Source organism: Burkholderia territorii, from assembly GCF_902833055.1.
Taxonomy (GTDB): Bacteria; Pseudomonadota; Gammaproteobacteria; order Burkholderiales; family Burkholderiaceae; genus Burkholderia; species Burkholderia territorii.
This window is the reverse complement of record NZ_CADFEJ010000010.1, coordinates 48340-70990: the sequence shown is the minus strand read 5'-3', so window position 1 is coordinate 70990 and position 22651 is coordinate 48340. Positions and strand designations below refer to the sequence as shown.

The window sequence follows — 22651 nt, the reverse complement described above, 5'->3', positions numbered from 1 at the left end:
GTAGGGCCGCGCGACTGGTGTCGCTCCGTGCAGGCCTAAAGAAATCTTCAGATGCGGGCCGCGCATCGCGGTGCTATGTTGGTCGTCCGGCTGCGCGACGCCGTGCGCCTTCATACGAATCCGATCATGAGTTTCCCCGACGAAGATGACTTCCACCGGCTGCTCGACGCGCTGACGACCTGCGTGCTGCTCCACGACGCGCAGACCCGCGCGATCGTGTGGGCGAATCGTGCCGCGTGCATCGCGCTCGGCTTTTCCGTCGAGGAACTGCTGCCGCTGAAGGCGCCGGACATGACGCGTCCCGAGCCGAAATACCGGCGCGAGATCGCGGTGAGCGCATGGGATCGCGCGTTGGTCGACGGCCCGCAGGTGTACGAATGGTGCTATCGGTCGCGCACTGGCGTCGACATGCTGTCCGAGGCGACCGCGACGTACGTGCCGCTGCGCGGACGCGACGTCGTGATGGTGCAGTTCCGCGACATCAGCGCGGAAGAGGCGGTTCGCCGGCAACTGCGCCGCTACGAGGCGCGGCTGCGCGAGTTCATGCAGGACCTCGACGAAGGCATCGCGGTGGTGACACGCGATGGCGGCGTACAGTTCATCAGCGAGTCGGGCCGGCGCGTGCTCGCGCTCGCGCCCGGCGAACCGCTCGGCGACGTGCTCGGCTACTTCGCCGATGCAGATCGCGACCGGCTCGTCGCGCAACTGCGCGATGCGCCGTCGGCATGCCCGAGCGCGCCGCAGCGCTACCGCATCGTGCGCCGCGACGGCTCGCCATGCTGGTTGCGGATCCTGTGCCGGCAGGTCGAGATCGAAGGCGATCTCGACGGAATGCTGGTGCAGTTTCGCGACGTGAGCGACGAAGTCGCGATCGAGGACGCGCGGCGCGCGGAGGCGCGGATGCTCGAATACGCGGGCCGCTACAACGCGATGGGCGAGATGGCGACCGTGATCGCACACGAACTGAGCCAGCCGCTCGCGGCCGTGCGCAACTTCATCGAGGGCGCGGTGCAGCGCCTGAACGCGCGCGGCGCCGTCGACGACGCGATCTGGGGCCTGCGCAGCGCCGATCGCCAGGCCGAGCACGCGGCGCTGATCATCAAGAGCGTGCGCGAATTCATCGTGAAGCGCGAGCCTGTCGTCGCGTCCGCCGACTTGCGCGAGATCCTCGCGGACGTCGCGTACTTCATCGAGCTGCGGGCGAGGGAAGCGGACGTGACGGTCGCGATCGTGCAGGCCGACGCGCCGCTGCCGATCCGGTGCGAGCGCGTGCTGATCGGGCAGGTGATCCTGAATCTCGCGTTCAACGCGATCGAGGCGTTTGCCGGCTGCACGCGCACGCCGCGCACGCTCGTGCTCGGCACGGCGAAGGTTGACGGCCATGCCGAGTTGCGTGCGATCGACAACGGGCCCGGGATCGCCGAAGGCGCGCACGACCGGCTGTTCGACGGCTTCTCGTCGTCGAAGGCAGGCGGCAACGGGATCGGCCTGTCGCTGTGCAAGAGCATCGTCACGCGCCACGGCGGCAGGATCGTGGCGAGCCCTTCCGAAGGCGGCGGGCTCGACTGCCGCGTGATGTTGCCGCTTGCCGACGTGCCGGCGTAGCGGCTGCGTTGCGTCACGGCAGGGCAGCGGCGCGCGGCGCATGATCAGCGTCCCAATGCCCGGGCGGTGCGGCCGCCGATTCCGAAGTCGGTGTTCGGGATGTCCTTGACGATCACGCGTGTCGCTTGCAACGGCGCATCGAGCACGTTCGCGGCGGCGTCGGACAGCGCCGCGATCAGCGCGCGTTTTTGCTCGTCGGTGCGGCCGGCGATCAGGATCGCGACGATCACCGGCAGCGACGGCGGCGCGCCATCGGCTGCGGTGCGGCCGCCGAGGCCGACATGCGTCGCGGGCAATTCGGTAAGCAGCACGCGCACCGATTCGAGCGGTGCGCCGATCGCGTCGACGGTCGCAGCGCTGAGCCGGGTGATCAGATCGGCCTTGTGTGCGTCGTCATGGCCGGCCGGCAAGAAAACTTCGAGTGTGGGCATGGTCGTCGGGAAAGGTGAAGGCCACCGGCTCACCGTTGCGTTCGCGACGGCGAGCCGGTTGCCGCTTACAGCAGGAAGCCGATCGCGCTGAGCGCTTCGGTCGAGTCGATCAGCCGCACGACCTTCTCCGCGATCCGCATTTCCCCGTCCGCATCCACGTGCAGCTTGTGCGTGACGTCGGCCGCGAACAGCGTCGCGGTGCCGCGCTTGTACGCGACGACGACCTGCGCCGATTTCAGCTCGACGGTGCCGGCACTGCCGCTTTCCAGCGTGAAGCGCGACACGGTGCGCACCGTGCGCGCGGCATCCGTCGCCGACGCGGAGTAACCGGACACCATTCGCTGCACGCGCTTTTCGCGCATGTCGTGGTCGTCGAATACGTAGTTGAGCGTCGCCGCGAAGTCGGTCGTGGCGGGATCGATCGGCACCACGTAATGACCGGCCGGATCCCAAAGGTCGAGCCATGCGCGATAGTCGCGGCGGTCGAGCATCTCGGCTTCGCGCCACACGAATTCGACCGCGCGGGCGAAGGTCTGCTCGGAAAGGAGGGCGTTGCGGTCGTCCATCACTGTTGCTCCATCATGTTGCGCCATTGGCGATAGGCCTCGCGCATCCCGGTCTCGTCGGTTGCATGCGCGGTTTTTTCGCCGTTCGCGGCGGTTGTCTCGCGGTTCAGCCCGCGGTTCACGAGGATCGGCACGTCGGGCCCGGCGTATGCGCCGCGCTGTACACGCTCCCACGCTTCCGCATCGTCGGGGCTGCCGAAGCCGAACGGGCCCTGGAAGTGCTCGTGAATGCGCAGCCGCTCGCGGTTCGCTTCTTCCGGGCCGCCGTCCATCGCGAGCGCGACGTGGCGGATCTCCGTCTCGGTCGCGGAGATCGGCCGCAGCACGCGGAAGAACGCCATCGACAGCGCGAGGTTCGGGAACAGGTTCAGGTTGAAGCCGACGCCCATCAGCGAGCGCACGATGCGGCGCACTTCTTCGGGCGCGTGGCGCTCGGCGAGTTTCGCGGCGAGCGGCGCGAAGCGTTCGGGCAGCGGCGCGCCGTCGTCGTCGTCGAGATCGATCAGCTCCGGCATCAGCACCGCGAGGCTGTGGCCGTTGCCGAGCGCACGGCAGAACGCGTCCTCGCTCGTCATGAAGCTCGTGATCGCAGCGGCCGTCTCGTCGTCGATCGACTTCATCCACGACTTGTGCACGACCGGGAAGTGATAGAGGTCCGTCGTGTTTTCGAGCTGAATCTTCCAGTTGCCCTTGAACCTGAACTTGTGCTCGCCGTTCGCCTTGATCGGGTAGCCGGCCCCCTGTTTCATGAACAGGTCGATCCAGGGCTTCGCGCCGCCGAGGAAATCCTCGAGCGATTCGATGTCGTCGTTGAAGCTCGCGAAGATCAGCCCTTGGTACACGCCGACGCGCAGTTTCACGAGCGGCAGGTCGCCTTTCTCGCATACGCCTTCGTAGCCGTCGCCGTACGGCAGCGCGCGCAGCGTGCCGTCGAGCGCGTACGACCAGCTGTGATACGGGCACGTGAAGCCTTTCGCGTTGCCTTTGTGCGATTCGCACACGGTCGCCCCGCGGTGGCGGCAGCGGTTCTGCAGCACGTTGATGTCGCCGGTCTTGTCGCGCACGACGATCACCGGCTGGCGGCCGATCGTCGTCGTGATGAAGTCGCCCGGGTTCGGCAGTTCGCTTTCGTGCGCGACCCAGATCCAGGTGCGGTAGAAGATGCGGTCGAGCTCGGCCTCGAACAGTGCGGGGTCGTGATACATCGCGGGTGCAATGCGATCGGGCTGCGCGAGACCGTGCAACGCGCTTGTGTCAATCGTCTGGCAGGAAATGTCGTTCATCGTCGTGGGGAAAGAGTCGCGAGGAAAGGCCGGGGCCGCTTTGAGGCGGACCACGTGCGGATGACACGGCCAGTTTCGTCGTCGCGTCCCAATCGGTCAAATTGATCTAAAACGGCATGCAAAATAAGTTGCATCGATAATTTGTCGGCAGCTTCACGCGGCGACGCGACCATGAATGCGATTCATGGTGGTCATTTTTGGCGGGAATTTGACCGCGACCGGCGCCGCTCTTATCGTGGGTTCGACGCAGCACACGGATTCGATCGAGGACCTGTCGCCCGATGTACGACAGGCAGGACAACTGAACTTACTTGCGGCTTCCCATGAATACACCAGCACCCCTGTCGGCGGGCGCGTTGCCGGTTTCCCGCGGCACGAATTCGGTCCGGCGCGCGGTCACGACCGCCGTACTTGGCCAGGCACTCGAATGGTATGACTTCTTTCTGTATGGTACGGCCGCCGCATTGCTGTTCGGCAAGCTGTTCTTTCCCGTGGGCAGCGATCCGCTGACCGGCACGATCGCGGCGTTCGGCGGCTTCACAGTCGGCTTCGTCGCCCGGCCGATCGGCGGTCTGCTCTGCGGGCACATCGGCGATCGCTACGGCCGCAAGACCGTGATGACGCTGACGATGTTGACGATGGGGGCGGCAACGGTCGGGATGGGGCTGCTGCCGACCTATCGCGAGATTGGGGTCGCGGCGCCAATTGTGCTAGTGCTGTTGCGCGTGCTGCAGGGGCTGGCGGCCGGCGGCGAATGGAGCGGCAGCATCCTGCTGATTCACGAGAATGCGCCGGCCGACAAGCGCGGCGCGCTGGCCGCGTGGAGTCCGTGCGGCGCGGCGTTCGGCTTCGTGCTGTCGACTGCGGCCTTCCTGCTCGTGCAGCAACTGCCCGCGGCCGATATCGAGCGCTGGGGCTGGCGCATCCCGTTCCTTGCCAGCATCGTACTGGTTGCGTTCGGCCTGTGGATGCGCCGCTCGATCGGCGAAAGCGCGGAATTCGCCACGGCCAGCTCGGCGCGCAAGGCTAGCTCAACCCCGCTCGTCGACGTGTTGCGCGAATGCCCGCGGCAGGTATTGACCGTGTTCGGTCTGCGTTTTGGCGAAGGTGCGGTGTCGTACCTGTTTTTTGCGTTCTCGCTTGCATACGGCAAGTTCATCGGCCTGAACGCATCGTGGCTGCTGAGCGGGCTCGTGATTTCGATGCTGCTGATGATTCCGGTGACGCTGTTCGCAGGCCGCCTGACCGACCGCGTCGGCCGCAGGCCCGTCTACCTGCTCGGCGCAGTCGTCGTCGTGCTGATTGCGTATCCCTATTTCATGCTGCTGGAATCCGGCCGGTTCTGGCATGTCATCGTCGCGCTGATTCTCGCGAACAGCATTGCCATCGGCATCCTCGAGGGTGCGCAGCCCGCGTTCATCAGCGAACTGCTGCCCGTCCATCTGCGCTTCTCGGGGCTCGGCATCGGCCGCGAGATCGCGTCGGTGCTCGGTGGCGGGCTGTCGCCGATGATCGCGACCGCGCTGCTCGCGCACTACCGCAGCGCGACGCCGATCGTCATCTATCTCGTGATTCTTGGCGCGTTGACGATCGTCGCGACGTGGATCGCACCCGAAACGCATCCGAAGGCCGCACGCGACGCGGTGCGATCGCGCTAATCGCACCGGCCATTCCCGTTCCAATCCAGACACAGGACTCCACCATGCAAGCCAATTCCGCCATTCGCGCCGTCGTGGCCGGCACATACGCCGACGCCCGCCAGGAATCCGAGGACCTTTCACCACTGGCGCTCGAGACGGTGATCCAGGAGATCGAACGCAGGCGCGACGAATTCGATCGGTTGTCGCACGTACCGCGCGACGTGATCGCGCTGATGAAGCGCGCGGGTATCTTCCGCGCCGGTACGCCGGCACGTTTCGGCGGTGACGCGCTGCCGCCGCACGCCTTCCTCGCGATGCTCGAAAAGATCGCGATCGCGGACGGCTCGGCCGCATGGGTCGCCGCATTCGGCTCGGCCAATACGTACCTCGCCGCGTTGCCGCTCGACACGCAGCGCACGATCTATGCGGACGGACCGGACCAGGTGTTCGCAGGCGGGCTGTATCCGCTGCAGCCCGCCACGCGCGTGCCCGGCGGCTATCGCGTGACGGGACGCTGGCGCTTCGCGAGCGGCTGCAAGGGTGCCGACTGGATCGGCGTCGGCATCGGCGGTGCGCCGGCTGACGGCGGTACGCCCGGCAAGCCGTTCACGGCGGTGTTCCCCGCCAATCAGGTCGAGATTGTCGATAACTGGTGCGTGGTCGGCATGCAGGGCACGGGCAGTCACGATCTTGCGCTGAACGACCGTTTCGTTGCCGATGCATGGACGTTCGTGCGCGGCGGCGAGCCGACCGTCGACGAGCCGCTGTATCGCTATCCGGCCGTGGCGTACCAGGCGCAGGTTCACGCGGCCGTCAACGTCGGCCTCGCGCGTGCGGCGCTCGACCTGCTTACCGCGATGTCGGGCGCGACCAGAACCACGACGGGTGCGCCGCGTCTCGCCGATCGTCCGTACTACCGCGAGGGGCTCGCGAAGGCCGAAGCCGAATGGCGCAGTGCGCGGGCATTCTTCTACGAGACGGCGGAAGCGGCATGGGCGTCGCTGAGCGCCGGCCGGCCGGTGTCGCCGCAGCAGGCGAACCTGCTGCGCTTGAGTGCGACGCATGCCGCCCAGGTGTGCGCGAACGTCGTGATGCGCGCGTACCAACTGGCGGGCACGGCCGCGATCTATCGGGACAATCGTCTGCAGCAGCTGGCGCGCGACTCGATGGTGGTCACGCAGCATGCGTTTCTCGGCGACGCGACGTACGACGGGTCCGGTGCCATGTTTGCGGGCATCACGCCTGTCACGCCGTATCCGTGACCGGAACGGGTGCCGCTCTTTTTCGCAGCAGGAGTCTTCGATGAACGATACAACGATCCACGACGATGTCCGCCGGGACTTTCGCGAGGCGATGTCGCGCCTTCCGGCCGGCGTCAACGTCATTACCACCGACGGCGTGCAGGGCCGCTGGGGCATCACGGCGAGCGCGGTCTGTTCGGTGACCGACGCGCCGCCGACGATGCTGGTGTGCATCAACCGCGGCAGCCGCGCACACGACATCATGTGCGGCAACGGCCGCGTGGCGATCAATCTGTTGCCGTCCACGTGCCAGCAGGTCGCGGCGGCCTTTGCCGGCATGACGTCGGCGTCGGGCGATACGCGCTTCGACGACGCACGGTGGCACGACGGGATGACCGGCGTGCCGGTGCTGGCCGACGCCAACGTCAGCCTTGAAGGGCGCATCATCGACAGTAAGCCGGTCGGGTCGCACTCGGTGCTGTTTGTCGAGATCGACCACATCGCTCTGCTTGCGGCGGCCGACGGGTTGATCTATTTCGGACGCACGTTTCACCGGCTCGCGCATCCGCTGGCCGCGCAAGCGGGGTGACGGATGGAGCTCTGCCTGTTCCTGATCGCCGAGGCCACCGACGGCGCGGCCGCCGTCGTGCCGCTGCTGCCGGCGGCCGACGACGCACTGGCGGCCATGCGCGCGGCGGCTGGGCTCACGGGGCTCGTCGTACATCGGCCGGTCGCGATGGCCGCCGATCGCGCCGACCCCGCCGCGCGTCCGCCGTCGCCGGCGTGCGTGCTGCAATGCTATTTCGCCGAACTCGCCGCGCTCGAAGCGGTGCTCGGGCCGACGGGCGCCGCGCACGAGTGGACGAAGCACTGGCTCGCGGCCGGCACGCGCGTCGTGCAGCAGGCGATGGCCGTGCGGCCCATCGCGGTGCCGGGCCCCGGCGCGGCACCGCGCGGTTGCACCTACCTCGTTGGCTACGAGGGCGAGGCCGAGGACCCGAACGCGTGGCTGTCGCACTACCTCGATCATCACCCGCCGTTGATGGCGCAATTGCCCGGCATTCGCGCGGTCGAAATCTACACGCGGGTCGACTATCGGAGCGCGCTGCCGGTGCCCCGCGCATACGCGATGCAGCGTAACAAGGTCGTGTTCGACGATGCCGGTGCCCTGGAGCACGCATTGGCTTCCCCCGTGCGCATGGCGATGCGCGAAGACTTCGACGCGCTGCCGCCGTTTGCCGGCGCCACGCCGCATTTCCCGATGGCCAGCGAAAGTTTTGAGATAACATCATCGAAGTAGTCTGCGCCGCGTCGTGCGACCGCTCGCCGGGCGTGAGACGTGCCCCGCTGCGGCCTCCCGAGCGCCATGACCCAATCCCATCCGGTCGTCACCGACCTCAATCTGCTGCGCGTGTTCCTCGCGATCTCGGAGCTGCGCAGCCTGACCGCAGCCGGCGAACGGCTCGGGCTCACGCAGCCGGCCGTCAGTCATGCGTTGCGGCGCCTGCGCACGCTTTTCGACGATCCTTTGTTCGTGCGCACGCCGTCCGGCATGGCGCCGACCGATACGGCGCGCCAACTGCACGGCCCGTTGACGCGCGCATTCGCGATCATCGACCTCGCGGTGCAGCAGGTCGCGCATTTCGATCCGGCGACCGCGTGCCGGACCTTCCGCATTTCGATGTCCGACATGTCGGAGTTCTATTTCCTGCCGCCTCTGCTGGCCAGGCTCGCGGAAATCGCACCGGGTATTCGCGTCGACATCGCCAGTGCGGCGGTCGATGTCGTCGGCGCCGCGATGCGCGGCGGCGAGATCGATCTCGCGCTTGGCTACGTGCCCGAACCGGGGCCCGGCTGCGTGAGCGAGACGCTGTTCTCCGACGAGCATGTTTGCATGGTCCGGGCCGGCCATCCGCTTCGCAAGCGCGCGCCGACGCGGGAGGACCTCGCCGCGCTGCGCTACGTCTACGCGAGCAGCAATGCCACCGGTCACCGGATGGTCGAGAAGTGGCTTGACGAACTGCACGTCGAGCGCACCGTCGTGCTGCGCCTGCCGCACTTCATCGTCGCGCCGGAAATCGTGCAGCACACGGACCTGGCGATCATCTTCCCGCGCAGCGTCGCCGAGCGTTTCAACCGCGGCCGCGTGTTCCGGATCTTTCCGCTGCCGTTCGTGTTGCCGCCGATCGAGATCCAGATGCATACCCACGTGCAGTTCTCGGCCGATCCCGGCATCGCGTGGTTGCGCGACCTCATTCACGACATGTTCTATCGTCCGCAGCGCTGACGACGGTTTCATCAGTCCGCGTAAAAATCCACTGCACTGATTTAAAATGCGTCCACGCATCAATTCGACGAATAGTGGAGGCGTACATGACATCGGTCGATCATCTCGATCTGAACCTGCTGCGGGTGTTTCAGGCGATCGTCGAAGAGCGCAGCCTGACGAAGGCCGGCGAACGGCTCGCGCTGTCGCAGCCGGCCGTCAGCTATTCATTAGGCCGGCTGCGCACGTTGTTCGACGATCCGCTGTTCGTGCGTACGCGTTCGGGGATGCAGCCGACGCCGGTCGCGCTCGAACTCGCGGGGATCGTCGGCAAGGCGCTCGACATGGTGCGCGTCGCGCTGCGCTACGCCGAGCGCTTCGACCCTGCGACGAGCACACGCACGTTCCGGCTGTCGCTGTCGGATGCGGGCGAGATGGCGTACCTGCCCGCGATCTGCCAGGCGCTGCGCGAGCGCGCGCCGCGCGTGACGCTCAGCGTGCAGCCGCTGCCGGTGGAGGAGATCGAGGAGGCGCTGCGCGCAAGCCGGCTCGACTTCGCAATCGGCAACCTCCCCGAACTGATGCCGCGTACACGGCATCAGCTGCTGTTCGAGGAAACCTACGTGTGCATGACGGGCCGCCGGCGCGGGCTGCCGGCCGGCGCGGCGCTGGGCCTCGAGCAGTTCGTGCGTGCCGCGCATGTCAACGTGAAGTCGGTCGAACACAGCCACCACGCGCTCGACGATGCGCTGCGGGCGCAGGGCGTCGGCCGCAACATTGCACTCGAAGTGCCGCATTTCGTCGCGTTGCCGAGCGTACTTTCCGTTACCGATCTGTACGCGACGCTGCCGAAGCGGCTCGCGCGGATCCTGAACCGCGACAATGCGTTCCGGCTGTACGAACTGCCGGTGACACTGCCGCCCGCGCCGGTCACGATGCACTGGCACGAGCATTTCCACGAGGACGAGGGGATCGCGTGGATGCGCGCGTTGCTCGCGGAGATCGTCGAGCATTTCGACGCCTGACGATCGGGCGCCGCGTGCGTGACGCCATCGGCACGACCGGGTGTCCGCCGCCGGCGCACCGTCATCTCGCTCAGTCGATGGATCGACGCGGCGGCAAGTCGGCGCGCGCGCGCCGAATCAGAGATCGAGCACGAGCACCGCCGAGCGCGCACGCGACACGCAGCAGCAGATCACCGTGTTGCTCGCGCGCTCGGCCTTGCTGAGGCAGTGATCGCGATGATCGGGTTCGCCGTCGAGCACGGGCACCATGCAGGTGCCGCATACGCCTTCGCCGCACGACGTATCGACATCGATGCCGATCGCCGCGAGTGCGTCGACGATCGACGTATCGGGCGCGATGCGCACTGACCGGCCGCTGCGTTGCAGCCGCACTTCGAAGCCGTCGGTCGGAGCCGTCGCGGCGTCCGCGGCGGTATCGGCCGCTGCAGGTTCCGCCGCGAAGCGTTCGAGATGAATCGCGTCTTCCGGAATTCGCGTGGCCGCGGCCTTGACCACTGCGTCCATGAACGGCCCGGGGCCGCACGTATAGACATGCGCGTTCGAGTCGATCGATTCGACGCAACGTGTGAGTTCGGCCGCCAGCGCGACGGGCTCGATCCCGTAATGGAACCTTGCGTGCGACGCGAACGGGTCGGCCGACAGTTCGTCGACGAATGCAGCATGCTCGCGACTGCGCGCGAAGTAGTGCAACCGGTAACGCGCACCGCGCTGCGCGAGCGCGTAGGCCATCGACAGCAGCGGCGTGATGCCGATTCCGGCCGCAATCAGGACGTGCTCGCTCGCGTTATCCGTCAGACGAAACAGATTGCGCGGCGCGCCGATCGACAACTCGGCGCCGACGCGCACGTCGTCGTGCAGCGATCGCGAGCCGCCGCGCGAGCGCGCTTCCTTCTTCACCGCGAACAGATAGCTGCCGCGCTCGTCGGGGCGCCCGCACAGCGAGTATTGCCGCGTGACGCCGGACGGCGCGGTCACGTCGATATGGGCGCCCGGCTCGTACGCGTCGAACGGCTGGCCGTCGACGCGCGAGACCCGGAAACAGCGGATGTCCAGCGCCGCATCGATCAGCGCGTCGACCCGGACCTGATGACGGTTCGCTTGCATGGAATGTTCCGTGGGGTAGGAGGAAACCGGCGCGGCGATTGCCGCGCCGTCATGCAACCGAGAATAGGGACGTGCATCGCATAAATCAAATCGATTAAAAATCGACGATTGCATCAATGGCATGGATGAAGGTGTGCGGCTGATTGTGTCCGGTGCTCAGCGCGCGGCGATTGCATCGGCCGCCGTGGCCGCGTGCGGCGCCGCAGCCGGTGCGTGGCCACGCTCGCGATCGAGGCTGCGGCGATAGTGGCGGCAGCCGGCAGCCAGCAACAACGCGGCCAGCGTGGCCGCCGCCACGTTGACGATCGACATCGAATGACCGACCGCCGCCGGCGAGCCGAACACGCGATCCGTGAATAGCGCGACGACCGTCGTGCCGATCCCGAGCGCGATCAGATTCGACACGAGCAGGAACAGCGCGGAGATCTGCGCGCGCATCTGGTTCGGCGCGAGCGTCTGCATCGCGGCCGTCGACGTCGGCATCGGGAACGACGCGAAGAACATTGCGACGACCAGCATCGAAAGCGACGCGGGCAGGCTGTCGAGCTGCGTGAACAGTGTCGCGGGAATCACCATGCATGCGGCGCCGATCGCGCCGGCGCGCATCGGCGCGTCGCTGCGGCCGCGGCGCAGCAGCCAGTCGTTGAGCCAGCCGCCGCAGAACACGCCGGCCGTATTCGCGACGAGCAGCACGATGCCGAGCGTGTAGCCGGCCTCGACGGCCGTCATCCCGAATCGACGGATATAGAACGCGGGCGTCCAGCTCAACAGGCAGTACAGCGACATCGCGTAGAACGAGAAGCCCAGGTAGTGGCACGCGAAGGTTGCGCGATGCGTGCCGACGAAGCGCAGCGAATCGCGCATCGACACGCGCCGTACGGCGCCCGAGCGATCCTGCGCGAGGCCCTTGCGCTGCGGATCGCGCACGGTCGCGGCGAACAGCAGCGCGACGAGAATCCCCGGCAGCCCGACGATCAGGAACGTGACCTGCCACGCGTGCACCTGGCCGACGACCGGCAGCGTGAACGCGCTCGCATGCTTGAGCAGCGCGATCACGTAACCGCCGATCAGGAACGCGCCGCCGCCGCCGATGAACGAGCCGAGCGAATACACGGCGATCGCGCGGCCGAGCTTTTCCTTCGGAAAGTAGTCGGCGAGCATCGAATACGCACCGGGCGACAGCGCAGCTTCACCGACGCCGACGCCCATGCGCGCGATGAACATCTGCACGAACTGCTGGCTGAGCCCGCAAGCGGCGGTCGCGACGCTCCACAGCGCGATGCCGAGCGAGATGATGCGCGGGCGTGCGTAGCGGTCGGCGAGATACGCGACGGGCAGCCCCATCACGGCGTAGAAGAGCGAGAACGCGAAGCCGTTGAGCAGGCTGAACTGCGTGTCGGTCAGGTGCAGGTCGCGCTTGATCGGTTCGATCATCAGGACGAGCACCTGGCGATCGACGAACGAAAACACATACGCGAGCATGCAGATGACGACGACATACCATTCGTACGTATAGCGCTTGCCGTCGGCAGCGCGGGCCGTGGGTGCGGACATGCGGATTCTCCTGGAGCGGGCGGTGGGAAAGCGCGGTGCCGGCGTGGCAGGCCGGGCGCCGTCGCGGCGCGAATGCGTGCGGATGACACGATCGGAGACGCAGCGTAGTCGGCCAAATTCGGCCGCCATAGCCGGAGTGACAGCGGCGCCACACGGACATTTACCGACCCGGATAAAGAAAACACCGAGGCCGTGCGCGCCGGCCGCCGCGCGGCGCACGTGCGGCGCGGCACGCGCGCATCATGTGGCACGTCTATAAGCGTTATAGAGCGGATTGCGTCGACGTCCGAAATTGTCGTTCCTAGACTCGGCCCGGTTTTGATCGGCAGTGTTCGCGCCGAAACGCGAATGCGCTTCACAACGAGCGGCGCGACGCCGACGGGCGCCGCAATTTCTACTGGACGACCAAGATGAACCATCCGAACGGGCCGGCCGACCGGCTTGCCGTGCCGCTTGCGCGGCTGGTTGCCGCGCTTCTGGCGTGTGCAACGTTGCCGGCGGCCGCGCAATCGAACGTGACGCTCTACGGCCGCGTCGATACCGCCATCGAATACGCGAACGCCGGGCCGAACCATGTGACGCGCATGGGCAGCGGCAACCTGTGGGCATCGCAATGGGGGCTGAAAGGCGTCGAGGATCTCGGCGGCGGCTACGCGACGATCTTCAAGCTCGAGGACGGCTTCAACGCGGCGAGCGGCGCGCTGTCGAACAGCAGCGCACTGTTCGGCCGCGAGGCCTGGGTCGGCATCACCGGTCCCTTCGGCGGCGTGCAGTTCGGCGAGCTCTACACGATCCTGCACACGACGCTCGTCACATACAGCCTGCCGGGCCTCGGCGCAGGTCTTGCATGGGGCAACGCGACGAACAACTTCGTCGGCCCCGCATTCCTGCGCGTGCGCAACTCGATGCGCTACACGTCGCCACGTTACGCGGGCTTCATGCTGCGCGCGATGGCCGCGCGCGGCACCAACGGTGCGGCCGGCCAGCCGGCGACGCTCGGCGATACGTATGGCGTCGGCGTCAACTACGTGCGCGGCGGGTTGTCGATCGACGCCGATTACATGCAGCAGAAGTTCAGCCCGGCAGCCGCGCCGACGCTCGGCCCTGCCAGCACGGCCGCGAACGGCAACTACACGCTCGGTGCGATCTCGTACGACTTCAACGTCGTGAAGGTCGCCGCGCTGTACCTGCGGCATCGTGGCGGCCCCGACGTCGCGGCCGCGATCGACAGCCAGAGCGCGTATCCGCACAGCGACACGATGGAACTCAGTGCGACGGTGCCGATCGGACGCGCGTCGCTGCTGCTGAGCGTCGGTCATTACCGGAAAGTTGCCGACAGCGACGGCAATGCGAATTCGTACGGCATCCGGTTCGACTATCCGCTGTCGAAGCGCACCGTGCTGTATACGGGGGCCGCGATGGTGCGCAACGGCGCGCACGCGCGCTTCGTCGTGAACGGCGCGGCGGGCGGCGGCGTCGCGGTCGCGAAGCCGGGCGCGACCGCCAGCTCGATCGTCGCCGGGATTCTCACGTCGTTTTGACCGTTGCGTGCGACCTGCACCGGTGCGCGATCCTGCTCGCGCCGCTACGCGCAAGCAGGCGGCTGCGGTGCGAGCCATGCGTCGAACGGCGCCTGCCGGCCGATATCGAACAATTCGAGCAGCAGCGCACGCAGCCAGCGATGGCCGGGGTCCGCATCGAAGCGGCGGTGCCAGTACGCATTGACGGCCCATTCGCCGGCTCCGGCGATCTCATAGAGCACGCACGGCTGCCGTGCGGAAAACGTGATCGCGATCGTCTCCGGCAGGATCAGCGCGTAATCGCCGTGCTCGAGCAGCGCGGGCACGACCATGAAGTCGGGTAGCGCCGCGCGCACGCGCGGCATCAGCCCGTGCCGCTCGAGCAGTTGCATCGATTGCGGATGCGACGTCACGGCAACGAAGCGCAGTGCGTCGGGCGCGTCGCCGTCGAGCACGAAAGCGTCGGCGAGCGCGAGGTGCTGCGCGGTGCGGCGCGGCATCAGGAGTACGCAGCGCTCGTGCAGCAGCGCGGTGCGCTGGAAGTGGCTCGATGCGTCCGCGAAATGCCCGAGCGCGAAGTCGATGCGCCCCGATTCGAGCGCGACGTTCAACTGGCATTCGTCGACGTGCAACGTCTCGATCACCGCGCCCGGCGCGCGGCGGTCGAATGCCGCGAGCAGCGTCGGAAGGAATGCGCTCGCGGCGAAGTCGCTCATGTGCAGCCGGAACACACGCTGCGTGCTGTCCGGCGCGAAGCGCGAGCCTTCGTCGAGCACGTGCTGCAGGATCGCGAGCGCCTTGTCGACCGATATCGCGAGCCGCTGCGCACGCGGCGTCGGTTCGACGCCGCTGCCGGTGCGCACGAACAGCGCGTCGCGAAACATCAGCCGCAGCCGGCCGAGCGCATAGCTCACCGACGGCTGCGTGACGCCGAGCCGCAACGCCGCGCGGCCGACGTGCCGTTCTTCGTAGACGGCGCGAAACGTCTTCAACAGGTTCAGGTCGAGGTCCTGCACGCGCAGGCCGTCTTGCGTATCCGTGTCGTGCGATGCGGATTCGGAGCGGGCCGGCTGCCGGCCGCGGGCGGAGTGCATCATCGTGTTTGCCTCGCGGTGACGGAAGGTGCGTGGCCGTAACGCCGCGCATATGCCTTCGCGAAATGGCCGAAGCCGTGGATGCCGTGCGCGATCAGCACGTCGGTCACGCTGCGCGCGTCGCCGCGTTGCAGAGCCGCATGCACCGCGGCCAGCCGGCGATCGCGCACGTGGGCGGCCGGCGTGGTATCGAGGAATGCGCGGAACGCATGCTGCAGCGTGCGCGGCGCGACGCCCGCGACGGCCGCCAGCGTCGCGAGCGGGAGCGGCTCGCCCAGATGCGCATCGACGTGTTCGCACGCGCGACGCACGTGCGCGGGCAGCGGCGGCGTGCCGCGCGCGAGCGCGTCGCTGTACGAATGCGGCAGGTGTGCGAGCAGCAGCGACATCAGCGCGGCGGTGAGATCGGCGACGAACGTCGTGGCCGCCGTGCCGCTACCCGGCTGCGGGCCGATGCGGCACAGGTATTCGAAAGTCGGCAGCACGGCCGCCGCGCCGACGCCATTGCTTTTGCCGTTGCCCTTTCCACCGGCCGCGAGATCGAATTGCAGCGGTCGCGTCAGCGTCATCTGCAACATGTCCTGCAGCTTGCGTTCGAGCGCGCCGCGTTCGAGTCGCAGCACCAGGTTGCGGCAATCGGGGCTCGTGATCAGGCGGCTCGCGAGCGCAGGCGACGATACCGTGAGCTCGCCCGGCGCGGCGCGCGCCACCGTCCGCCCTGACTGCAACTCGCACGCACCGGCCAGCGTCAGCCGGAACAGGAAGTGATCGGTGTCGTCGCCGAAGTCGATGCGCGTTTCGCGGCCGTAACAGAGCTCGAGCAGCGTGCCATGGTGCAGCGGCACCTCGTACAACTCTGCATGGAACGGAGCGCAGCCGTGCGCGGCCATCCGGTGCGCCCCGAGCCGGTGCGCGACCGCGCGTTCGACTTCGTCAGGCGCATGCAGCGTGTCGAGCCGGTTCGGCGCATGTCGTGAGAGGGCGATATCCATATGGGAGCCTCGTGTCGGGTGCGTTGGCGCGGCTCGCTGCGTGTTGCCGCGATTGCGTTGCGCAAACCGTCGTGCCGTTGCGCGTTTTGAAGCGACGCGGTGCCGGCTGCCGCGTACGCTCGAAGCCATTCACTCACCGGGAGACAACGATGAAGGTATGTGTACTGGGTGGCGGCCACGGCTGCCATGCGGCGGCGATCGATCTGTTCGAAAAGGGCCACGACGTGACGTGGTGGCGGCGCGACCGCGAACCGCATGCGCGGTTGCGCGAACTCGGCGCGTTGCACGTGACCGACTACCGGGGCAAGCGAACCGTGCCGCTCGGCGATGCACCCGGCGCAATCCGCCTGACCGATGATCTCGCGGCCGCGCTGCGCGGCGCGCGGCTCGTCGTGGTGCCGCTGCCGGCCGTGTCGCACGACACGCTCGCCGCGCAGGTCGCGCCGCTGCTTGCCGACGGCCAGGTCGTGTTCCTGCCTCCCGGCACGTTCGGCAGCTTCGTGTTCGCGCGCGCGGCGGCCGAGGCCGGCAATCGCGCGCGCGTCGCGTACGCGGAGACGGGCACGCTGCCGTACCTGGTGCGTAAGCACGGCATCGACGACGTCGTGATCAGCGCGTATGCGACGCGCCTGCCGACCGGCGTGTTTCCGGCCAACGCGGCAGGGTGGGCATTCGACGTGCTGCGTGCCGGTTATCCGTCGGTCGAGCCGGTCGAGGATGCGCTGTCCGGCGCGCTGATGAATGCGGGCCCGGTGATCCATCCGCCGTTGATCCTGATGAACGCCGGGCCGCTCGAATACTTCGAAGCGTGGGACATCCACAACGAAGGTACGCAACCATCGATCCGTCGCGTGACGAACGCGCTCGACGCCGAGCGCATCGCGATACGCGAAGCGCTCGGGTACCGCGCGCCGCATTTCCCGCTCGCGGACCACTATGCGAGCGACGGCGACGAATGGATGTACGGGCGCGGTGCGCATGGCAAGCTGACCGACAGCGGCGACTGGCGCGAGAAGATCGATTTGCGCACGCATCGCTACATGCTCGAGGACACCCGGCTCGGGCTGTCGTTCATCGTGTCGTGCGGGCGTTGGGCGAGCGTGCCGACACCTGTCGCGCAGGGGCTACTGAGCATCGCGTCGGCGGTGACCGCGCGCGACCTGTACGCGGAAGGGCGAACGCTCGACGGGCTCGGCCTCGCCGCGCTGTCGCGCGACGCGATGCGCGCGCTGCTCGATGCGGGGTACGCGGCATGACGGCCGCCTCCGATGTGACACGCGTGCACGTGCTCGGTGCGGGACGCATGGGGCAGGGAATCGCGCTCGTATTCGCATTCGCCGGCCTGCACGTGACGCTGATCGACTTCAAGCCGCGCGACGCGCACGGATGGCGCGCGTTTGAAGCGCGCACACGCGGCGAGATCGTGCGGCCGCTGCACGCACAGGTCGAGCTCCGCCGCATCGATGCGGCACAGGCGGACGCCGTCATCGGCCGGATCGAGCTGGTCGCGCGCGACGGTGCCGCGGATGCGGTACGCGACGCCGGCATCGTGTTCGAAGCACTGCCGGAAGTGCTCGACGCGAAGGCCGAAGCGTTGCGCTGGCTTTCCGCGCATGTCGATGCGCACGCAACGATTGCGTCGACGACGTCGACGTTCGTCGTCACCGAGTTGCAACGCCATGTCGTGCATCCCGAGCGCATGCTGAACGCGCATTGGCTGAACCCCGCGCTGCTGATGCCGCTCGTCGAGATCAGCCGCAGCGATGCGACCGACCAGCGTGTCGTCGACGCGCTGGCCGCCGTGCTCGAGCGCGTCGGCAAGCGGCCGGTGATCTGCGGGCCGGCCCCCGGCTACATCGTGCCGCGCATCCAGGCGCTCGCGATGAACGAGGCCGCCCGGATGGTCGAGGAGGGCGTCGCGAGCGCGGCGGACATCGACACCGCGATCCGCACGGGCTTCGGCCCGCGTTTCGCGGTGCTCGGGCTGCTCGAGTTCATCGACTGGGGCGGGTGCGACATCCTGTATTACGCATCGACGTATCTGGCCGGCGTGATCGGGCCGCGTTTCGCGCCGGCGGACAGCGTCGTCCGCAACATGGAGGCAGGCCGTGACGGCGTGCGCACCGGTGCCGGGTTCCACGACTATGCGCGGGTCGACGTGCCGGCATACATGCGGCATCGGCTCGGCGAGTTCGCGCGGCTGCTCGACCACCTCGGGCTCGCGCCCGTATTCGACGCGGCGACACGCGATCCCGCTGCGTGAGCGGCGCCGCACGGCGCGCGGCGGCCGCGCGGAGCTCGCACTCATGCCGCGTCGCCGCGCGTGCCGGAGACGGACGCGGTGCGCGTCTCGCGCATCACGCACAGCGTCGCGACCGTGACGAGGCCGAGCGCGATGAGCAAGAGCGACACCGGCCACGACGCTTGATAACGCGCGAGCAATGCGGTCGCGATCAACGGTGACATCCCGCCCGCGAAGATCGATGCGACTTCGTGACCGAGCGCGACACCCGAATAGCGCACCTCGGTGCTGAACAGCTCGCCGACGAGCGCGGGCAGCGTGCCGATCATCGCGCCGTGGCTCACCGCCGTGCCGACCGTCAGCGCAAGCCAGACGAGCGGCGTCACGCGCGTGTCGAGCAGCCAGAAGAACGGGAACGCACATGCGACGAGGCTCAGCGCGCCGATCAGGTACACGGGTTTGCGGCCGATCCGGTCGGACAGCCGGCCCCACGCGAGCATTGCCGCCATTTCGACGACCATCGCGATCATCACGCCCGTCAGCATCACGCCGTTGGGAATCCCGACGTATTTTCCGTAGACGAGCGAGAACGCGAGGAAGATGTATGCGCCGCCGTTTTCGGCGACGCGCAGGCCCATCGCGAGCAGGATTTCCTTCGGATGGCGGCGGATGCATTCGACGATCGGCAGATGCGTATGCGCGCCGCGCTTGGCGGCCTGCTCGTAGTCGCGGCTTTCGGGCAGGTGACGGCGGATATAGATGCCGATCGCGAAGATCGCGACGCTGGCGAGGAACGGCAGCCGCCAGCCCCAGGTGCGGAAAGCGTCGTCCGGCAGCACCTGCGCGGCGAGAAACGCGGCCGACGACAGCACGAAGCCGCCGCCCACACCGAGCTGGCTCCAGGCCGCGTAATAACCGCGCTGCTCGGGCGGTGCGTTCTCGCTGATCATCAGCACGCCGCCGCCCCACTCGCCGCCGGACGCGATGCCCTGCAGCAGCCGCAGCACGACGAGCGCGGCCGGCGCCCACAGCCCGATCTGGGCGTAAGTCGGCAGCAGGCCGATGGCGAACGTCGACGCGCCCATGATCAGCAGCGTCCAGACGAGCGACGCCTTGCGCCCGTAGCGGTCGCCTACGTGGCCGAATACGATCCCGCCGAGCGGCCGCGCGATGAAGCCGAGCGCGAACGCGGCGAATGCCGCGAGGCTACCGGCGAGTGGCGACGCGCCGGGCGGAAAGAACACGTGGCCGAACACGAGCGCGGCGGCCGTGCCGTAGACGAAGAAGTCATACCATTCCATCGCGTTGCCGGCGACGGACGCGATGACGATGCGGCGAAGCTGCCGGTCGGCGAGCGGCCGGGCGGCGCTCGGGGACTGCACGGTGTCGGTTGGATACATGGCGGACTCTGAAGGGGGCGGGCGCGTGTCGTCTTTGCGATGCATGCGGCACTGCGGGCTAGTGTTGTCGGCACCGCCGCCCCGGTCAAATCCGCAGAAAAAGGGGAGTGTCATCACTCCCGCAAATGATGGTCGGACGGACCCGGCGCGCGGCCATGCCCGCGCGCCGGTAACCCGTTACCGCTCGATCTGCCGGTTCCAGCGCGTGTCCCATTGCGCGCGGCGCGCCGCCGGAGGATCGTCGCGTGTTGTCGGTCGACGGGAACGAGGTTCTCGAGCCCGGGACGACAGTCGCGCAGACGATGATCGCGCGCAGCGGATTGCGGCACCGGGTCGACGTACCGAAGACGCCGCGGCGGTCACGGTTTGCACGGTGCAACGACCGCGCCGCCGCACCGATCCGGCCCGGGTTTTTTCCTGGTTTCGCCACCGACGGACATGCTAGGATTTCCGACAAACAACTCCGGAGACTGCCATGCCGTTCATCTGCGAAAACGTTGAATGCCGTGCCGTGCTGGCTCGTGGTCAGGTCAAGGCCAGTCATGAAGAAGCAGGCTGGTGTTTCTACTGCCCCGACTGCAAGGCCAGGAACGAGTTGACGAGCATCGGCGTGCCGGGCGGTCCTGTCGAGTTGCATCAGCCGGAGCGAGCCAGTCCTCCGCACAAGGTCGTCGCGACGGCGCGCCCGCTGGAGGACGGCGGATTCGCGGCGCAGTTGCGCGTGCAGCGGGCGCTCGCCGTGAGGGGAACCTACGCGGCCGAAGAGCGCTGGGAGCAGCTCGGCGTATTCCCCGACGCGCAGGAGGCTGTCGCGCACGCGAAGTCCTTCGCGATGGACCTGCTGGCACGGGCGGCCTAGGCGCGAACGGCACACCGGACGATCCACATCTGCCGGCAACGCCACCGGCCGCGGCTCGGGTGTCGTACCGTGCCGGCGCGCCTGGCATCGGGCCCGGCCGGTCGCATCACATCGCCGCCGCGGCCTCTCGCAGACGGAATTGCGCGACGGCATCGCTCAGCCGCGTGCTCTGATCTTCGAGCGACAGCGCGGCGGCGGCCGCTTCTTCCACCAGCGCGGCATTGCGCTGCATCGTCTGCTCCATCTGGATGACGGCGGCGTTCACCTGCTCGATGCCGGCGGTCTGCTCGTCGAACGCGATGCTCGTTTCGCCCATGATCGCGTTCACGCGCTCGACCGCGGCGACGAGTTCGTTCATCGCCGATCCCGCAAGCGCGACGAGGCTGCTGCCGTCTTCGACGCGCTGCGCCGAGTGGCCGATCAGCTCGCGAATCTCCTTTGCCGCCGACGCGCAGCGCTTCGCGAGCCCGCGCACCTCGGTTGCCACCACGGCGAAGCCACGCCCCTGTTCGCCCGCACGCGCCGCTTCGACGGCGGCATTGAGCGCAAGAATGTTGGTCTGGAATGCGATGCTTTCGATCACGCCGACGATGCCCGAGATCCGCGTCGAGCTGTGCGAGATCGCCGACATCGTTTCGACGACGCGCTGCATCGCGTCCCCGCCTTTCGACGCAATGCCGGCCGCGCCTTGCGCGTAGGTGCGCGCATCGCGCGCGTTGTCCGCGTTCTGCCGCACGGTTGCGGTCAGTTGCTCCACGCTCGCCGCCGCCTGCTGCAGCGACACGGCCTGCTGCTCCGTGCGCGCCGACAGGTCGACGTTGCCGCTCGCGATCGTGCGGGCGTCGCCGACGATCGTCTCCGTGCTCGAGCGCACCTGGTTCACGGTTTCGACGAGGCCATCCTGCATCCGCTTCAATGCGTTCAGCAGATACGCCATTTCGTTTTCGCCCGGAATGACGACCGTGCCGGTCAGGTCGCCTTTCGAAATCCTGTCGAAATGCGCGACGGCGAGATGGATCGGCGCGATGATCGCCTTCGCAAGCACGCGCTGCGCGACGAAGCCGACGACGAGCGCGAACAGCGCGACGGCCGCCATGGCCCACACGATCCGGTGGAAGCGCTCGCCGGCCGCATCGTAACGCGCCTTCTGGCGTGCGACCTGGAACGATTCGAGCGCGTCGATCGCTTCCTGGTAGGCAGTGAAGAGTGCCGGCGGCGCGGTGCGGTGCGTGTCGAGGAAGTCGAATGCGTTGTCGTGATCGAGTTGCGACATCGCCTTCAGGAACACCTGGTCGAGCAATGTGCGGCGGCGATTGCGCAGCGTGTCGAACAGCGCTTGCTCGTCGGCGTCGCGCGCGTGCAGGCGCGTGTACGCGTCCAGTTCGTCATCGCTCTGCTTCAGGAGCGTGTGGAGTTGCGCGATTTCCGCCTTCGCGGGCTGGCCGGCGCTGATGATCTGCGCGACGTCGCTCACGCGTTCGCGCAGCACCAGCATCCGTTCTGAGCTGGTCTTCAGGTGCAGCAGCGACGCGGTGTCGTCGCGGTACATCGCTTCGAGCGAGCCGTTGCCCGCATAGAGTGCGGCGATGCAAGCGCCGACGACGAGCACGAGCAGCGCCGTATAGCCGGCGATGGTCGCGACGAGTCCGCCGCGGATGGTGAGTTTTCGCATGACGTTCCCTTGCCGGCGGCCCGACGGGCGGCCGACGGCGGATATGGATTCCGGATCACGAACGACGACGGGGCGCCGCGTCGGAATGCGGGGCGCCGGGGTTGCGAACGGATTAACGGCAGGCGCGGCGCGCAGGTTTTATCCGCACGCGACGCGA

Annotated in this window: 20 protein-coding genes; 11 read left to right on the top strand and 9 right to left on the bottom strand. The window is 67.8% G+C overall.

Going from position 1 to position 22651, the window contains the following annotated elements:
- Positions 1-51: 51 nt before the first annotated feature.
- A complete protein-coding gene (locus HW466_RS18450) occupies positions 52-1605 on the top strand; it encodes a PAS domain-containing sensor histidine kinase (RefSeq protein WP_151005581.1) in 1554 nt (517 codons plus the stop codon).
- Positions 1606-1649: 44 nt separating this feature from the next.
- Here HW466_RS18450 and HW466_RS18445 read toward each other — a convergent pair whose 3' ends face one another.
- From HW466_RS18445 to HW466_RS18435, 3 genes are all read right to left on the bottom strand, one after another.
- On the bottom strand, positions 1650-2036 hold the full coding sequence (locus HW466_RS18445) for a 2-hydroxymuconate tautomerase family protein (protein WP_151005583.1): 387 nt from the start codon (positions 2034-2036) through the stop codon (positions 1650-1652).
- 65 nt (positions 2037-2101) lie between these two features.
- Positions 2102-2605: an aromatic-ring-hydroxylating dioxygenase subunit beta gene (locus HW466_RS18440; protein ID WP_060347866.1), complete on the bottom strand. Its 504-nt coding sequence runs from the start codon at positions 2603-2605 to the stop codon at positions 2102-2104.
- Positions 2602-3885, bottom strand: coding sequence for an aromatic ring-hydroxylating oxygenase subunit alpha (locus HW466_RS18435; protein WP_059452086.1), 1284 nt, complete (start codon positions 3883-3885; stop codon positions 2602-2604). The genes HW466_RS18440 and HW466_RS18435 overlap by 4 nt, the downstream gene beginning before the upstream one ends.
- Before the next feature lie 323 nt (positions 3886-4208).
- On the opposite strand from HW466_RS18435, the gene HW466_RS18430 reads away from it, so the two are divergent.
- The 6 genes from HW466_RS18430 to HW466_RS18405 all read left to right on the top strand — a co-directional run bounded on the left by HW466_RS18430 (position 4209) and on the right by HW466_RS18405 (position 10057).
- Positions 4209-5543 (top strand): MFS transporter, encoded by a 1335-nt coding sequence (locus HW466_RS18430; protein ID WP_059503863.1) that lies wholly within the window; start codon positions 4209-4211, stop codon positions 5541-5543.
- A 44-nt stretch (positions 5544-5587) separates the two neighbouring features.
- On the top strand, positions 5588-6787 hold the full coding sequence (locus HW466_RS18425) for an acyl-CoA dehydrogenase family protein (RefSeq protein ID WP_081053929.1): 1200 nt from the start codon (positions 5588-5590) through the stop codon (positions 6785-6787).
- A 40-nt stretch (positions 6788-6827) separates the two neighbouring features.
- Complete coding sequence (locus HW466_RS18420) at positions 6828-7355, top strand: flavin reductase (protein ID WP_151005585.1); 528 nt, start codon at positions 6828-6830, stop codon at positions 7353-7355.
- 3 nt (positions 7356-7358) lie between these two features.
- Positions 7359-8066 carry an EthD family reductase gene (locus tag HW466_RS18415; protein WP_174905510.1) on the top strand — a complete coding sequence of 236 codons (708 nt, stop codon included), beginning with the start codon at positions 7359-7361 and terminating at the stop codon, positions 8064-8066.
- Between the two features lie 66 nt (positions 8067-8132).
- Complete coding sequence (locus HW466_RS18410) at positions 8133-9053, top strand: LysR family transcriptional regulator (RefSeq protein WP_059503857.1); 921 nt, start codon at positions 8133-8135, stop codon at positions 9051-9053.
- Between the two features lie 86 nt (positions 9054-9139).
- The gene (locus HW466_RS18405; RefSeq protein WP_059503854.1) at positions 9140-10057 is read left to right on the top strand and encodes a LysR family transcriptional regulator; all 918 of its coding nucleotides are present in this window, start codon (positions 9140-9142) and stop codon (positions 10055-10057) included.
- 117 nt (positions 10058-10174) lie between these two features.
- Here the strand turns inward: HW466_RS18405 and HW466_RS18400 are convergent, their stop codons facing one another.
- Positions 10175-11161 (bottom strand): PDR/VanB family oxidoreductase, encoded by a 987-nt coding sequence (locus HW466_RS18400; RefSeq protein ID WP_151005595.1) that lies wholly within the window; start codon positions 11159-11161, stop codon positions 10175-10177.
- Positions 11162-11317: 156 nt separating this feature from the next.
- Entirely contained in the window at positions 11318-12715 is a 1398-nt protein-coding gene (locus tag HW466_RS18395) for a spinster family MFS transporter (protein WP_151005593.1), read from the bottom strand.
- A gap of 410 nt (positions 12716-13125) precedes the next feature.
- Between HW466_RS18395 and HW466_RS18390 the strand changes: the two genes are divergently transcribed.
- Positions 13126-14256 (top strand): porin, encoded by a 1131-nt coding sequence (locus tag HW466_RS18390; protein ID WP_151005591.1) that lies wholly within the window; start codon positions 13126-13128, stop codon positions 14254-14256.
- Between the two features lie 44 nt (positions 14257-14300).
- On the opposite strand, the gene HW466_RS18385 is transcribed toward HW466_RS18390, so the two are convergent.
- Positions 14301-15332 carry a LysR family transcriptional regulator gene (locus HW466_RS18385; protein ID WP_151005589.1) on the bottom strand — a complete coding sequence of 344 codons (1032 nt, stop codon included), beginning with the start codon at positions 15330-15332 and terminating at the stop codon, positions 14301-14303.
- Positions 15329-16321 carry an AraC family transcriptional regulator gene (locus HW466_RS18380; protein WP_174905511.1) on the bottom strand — a complete coding sequence of 331 codons (993 nt, stop codon included), beginning with the start codon at positions 16319-16321 and terminating at the stop codon, positions 15329-15331. The genes HW466_RS18385 and HW466_RS18380 overlap by 4 nt, the downstream gene beginning before the upstream one ends.
- A 149-nt stretch (positions 16322-16470) precedes the next feature.
- On the opposite strand from HW466_RS18380, the gene HW466_RS18375 reads away from it, so the two are divergent.
- Positions 16471-17577 carry an NAD/NADP-dependent octopine/nopaline dehydrogenase family protein gene (locus tag HW466_RS18375; protein ID WP_174905512.1) on the top strand — a complete coding sequence of 369 codons (1107 nt, stop codon included), beginning with the start codon at positions 16471-16473 and terminating at the stop codon, positions 17575-17577.
- On the top strand, positions 17574-18584 hold the full coding sequence (locus tag HW466_RS18370; RefSeq protein WP_151006978.1) for a 3-hydroxybutyryl-CoA dehydrogenase: 1011 nt from the start codon (positions 17574-17576) through the stop codon (positions 18582-18584). Before HW466_RS18375 ends, HW466_RS18370 begins: the two co-directional genes overlap by 4 nt.
- A gap of 41 nt (positions 18585-18625) precedes the next feature.
- Here HW466_RS18370 and HW466_RS18365 read toward each other — a convergent pair whose 3' ends face one another.
- A complete protein-coding gene (locus HW466_RS18365) occupies positions 18626-19963 on the bottom strand; it encodes an MFS transporter (protein ID WP_151005942.1) in 1338 nt (445 codons plus the stop codon).
- A gap of 475 nt (positions 19964-20438) precedes the next feature.
- On the opposite strand from HW466_RS18365, the gene HW466_RS18360 reads away from it, so the two are divergent.
- The gene (locus tag HW466_RS18360; RefSeq protein WP_059503825.1) at positions 20439-20822 is read left to right on the top strand and encodes a hypothetical protein; all 384 of its coding nucleotides are present in this window, start codon (positions 20439-20441) and stop codon (positions 20820-20822) included.
- A gap of 106 nt (positions 20823-20928) precedes the next feature.
- Here the strand turns inward: HW466_RS18360 and HW466_RS18355 are convergent, their stop codons facing one another.
- The gene (locus HW466_RS18355; RefSeq protein ID WP_151005944.1) at positions 20929-22494 is read right to left on the bottom strand and encodes a methyl-accepting chemotaxis protein; all 1566 of its coding nucleotides are present in this window, start codon (positions 22492-22494) and stop codon (positions 20929-20931) included.
- Positions 22495-22651 lie beyond the last annotated feature (157 nt).

What these genes read in the sequence shown, in the direction of transcription:
- HW466_RS18450 (WP_151005581.1), top strand. Translation starts at nt 52, where the DNA reads ATGCGGGCCGCGCATCGCGGTGCTATGTTGGTCGTCCGGCTGCGCGAC.
- HW466_RS18445 (WP_151005583.1), bottom strand. Translation starts at nt 2,036, where the DNA reads ATGCCCACACTCGAAGTTTTCTTGCCGGCCGGCCATGACGACGCACAC.
- HW466_RS18435 (WP_059452086.1), bottom strand. Translation starts at nt 3,885, where the DNA reads ATGAACGACATTTCCTGCCAGACGATTGACACAAGCGCGTTGCACGGT.
- HW466_RS18430 (WP_059503863.1), top strand. Translation starts at nt 4,209, where the DNA reads ATGAATACACCAGCACCCCTGTCGGCGGGCGCGTTGCCGGTTTCCCGC.
- HW466_RS18425 (WP_081053929.1), top strand. Translation starts at nt 5,588, where the DNA reads ATGCAAGCCAATTCCGCCATTCGCGCCGTCGTGGCCGGCACATACGCC.
- HW466_RS18420 (WP_151005585.1), top strand. Translation starts at nt 6,828, where the DNA reads ATGAACGATACAACGATCCACGACGATGTCCGCCGGGACTTTCGCGAG.
- HW466_RS18415 (WP_174905510.1), top strand. Translation starts at nt 7,359, where the DNA reads ATGGAGCTCTGCCTGTTCCTGATCGCCGAGGCCACCGACGGCGCGGCC.
- HW466_RS18410 (WP_059503857.1), top strand. Translation starts at nt 8,133, where the DNA reads ATGACCCAATCCCATCCGGTCGTCACCGACCTCAATCTGCTGCGCGTG.
- HW466_RS18405 (WP_059503854.1), top strand. Translation starts at nt 9,140, where the DNA reads ATGACATCGGTCGATCATCTCGATCTGAACCTGCTGCGGGTGTTTCAG.
- HW466_RS18400 (WP_151005595.1), bottom strand. Translation starts at nt 11,161, where the DNA reads ATGCAAGCGAACCGTCATCAGGTCCGGGTCGACGCGCTGATCGATGCG.
- HW466_RS18395 (WP_151005593.1), bottom strand. Translation starts at nt 12,715, where the DNA reads ATGTCCGCACCCACGGCCCGCGCTGCCGACGGCAAGCGCTATACGTAC.
- HW466_RS18390 (WP_151005591.1), top strand. Translation starts at nt 13,126, where the DNA reads ATGAACCATCCGAACGGGCCGGCCGACCGGCTTGCCGTGCCGCTTGCG.
- HW466_RS18385 (WP_151005589.1), bottom strand. Translation starts at nt 15,332, where the DNA reads ATGATGCACTCCGCCCGCGGCCGGCAGCCGGCCCGCTCCGAATCCGCA.
- HW466_RS18380 (WP_174905511.1), bottom strand. Translation starts at nt 16,321, where the DNA reads ATGGATATCGCCCTCTCACGACATGCGCCGAACCGGCTCGACACGCTG.
- HW466_RS18375 (WP_174905512.1), top strand. Translation starts at nt 16,471, where the DNA reads ATGAAGGTATGTGTACTGGGTGGCGGCCACGGCTGCCATGCGGCGGCG.
- HW466_RS18370 (WP_151006978.1), top strand. Translation starts at nt 17,574, where the DNA reads ATGACGGCCGCCTCCGATGTGACACGCGTGCACGTGCTCGGTGCGGGA.
- HW466_RS18365 (WP_151005942.1), bottom strand. Translation starts at nt 19,963, where the DNA reads ATGTATCCAACCGACACCGTGCAGTCCCCGAGCGCCGCCCGGCCGCTC.
- HW466_RS18360 (WP_059503825.1), top strand. Translation starts at nt 20,439, where the DNA reads ATGCCGTTCATCTGCGAAAACGTTGAATGCCGTGCCGTGCTGGCTCGT.
- HW466_RS18355 (WP_151005944.1), bottom strand. Translation starts at nt 22,494, where the DNA reads ATGCGAAAACTCACCATCCGCGGCGGACTCGTCGCGACCATCGCCGGC.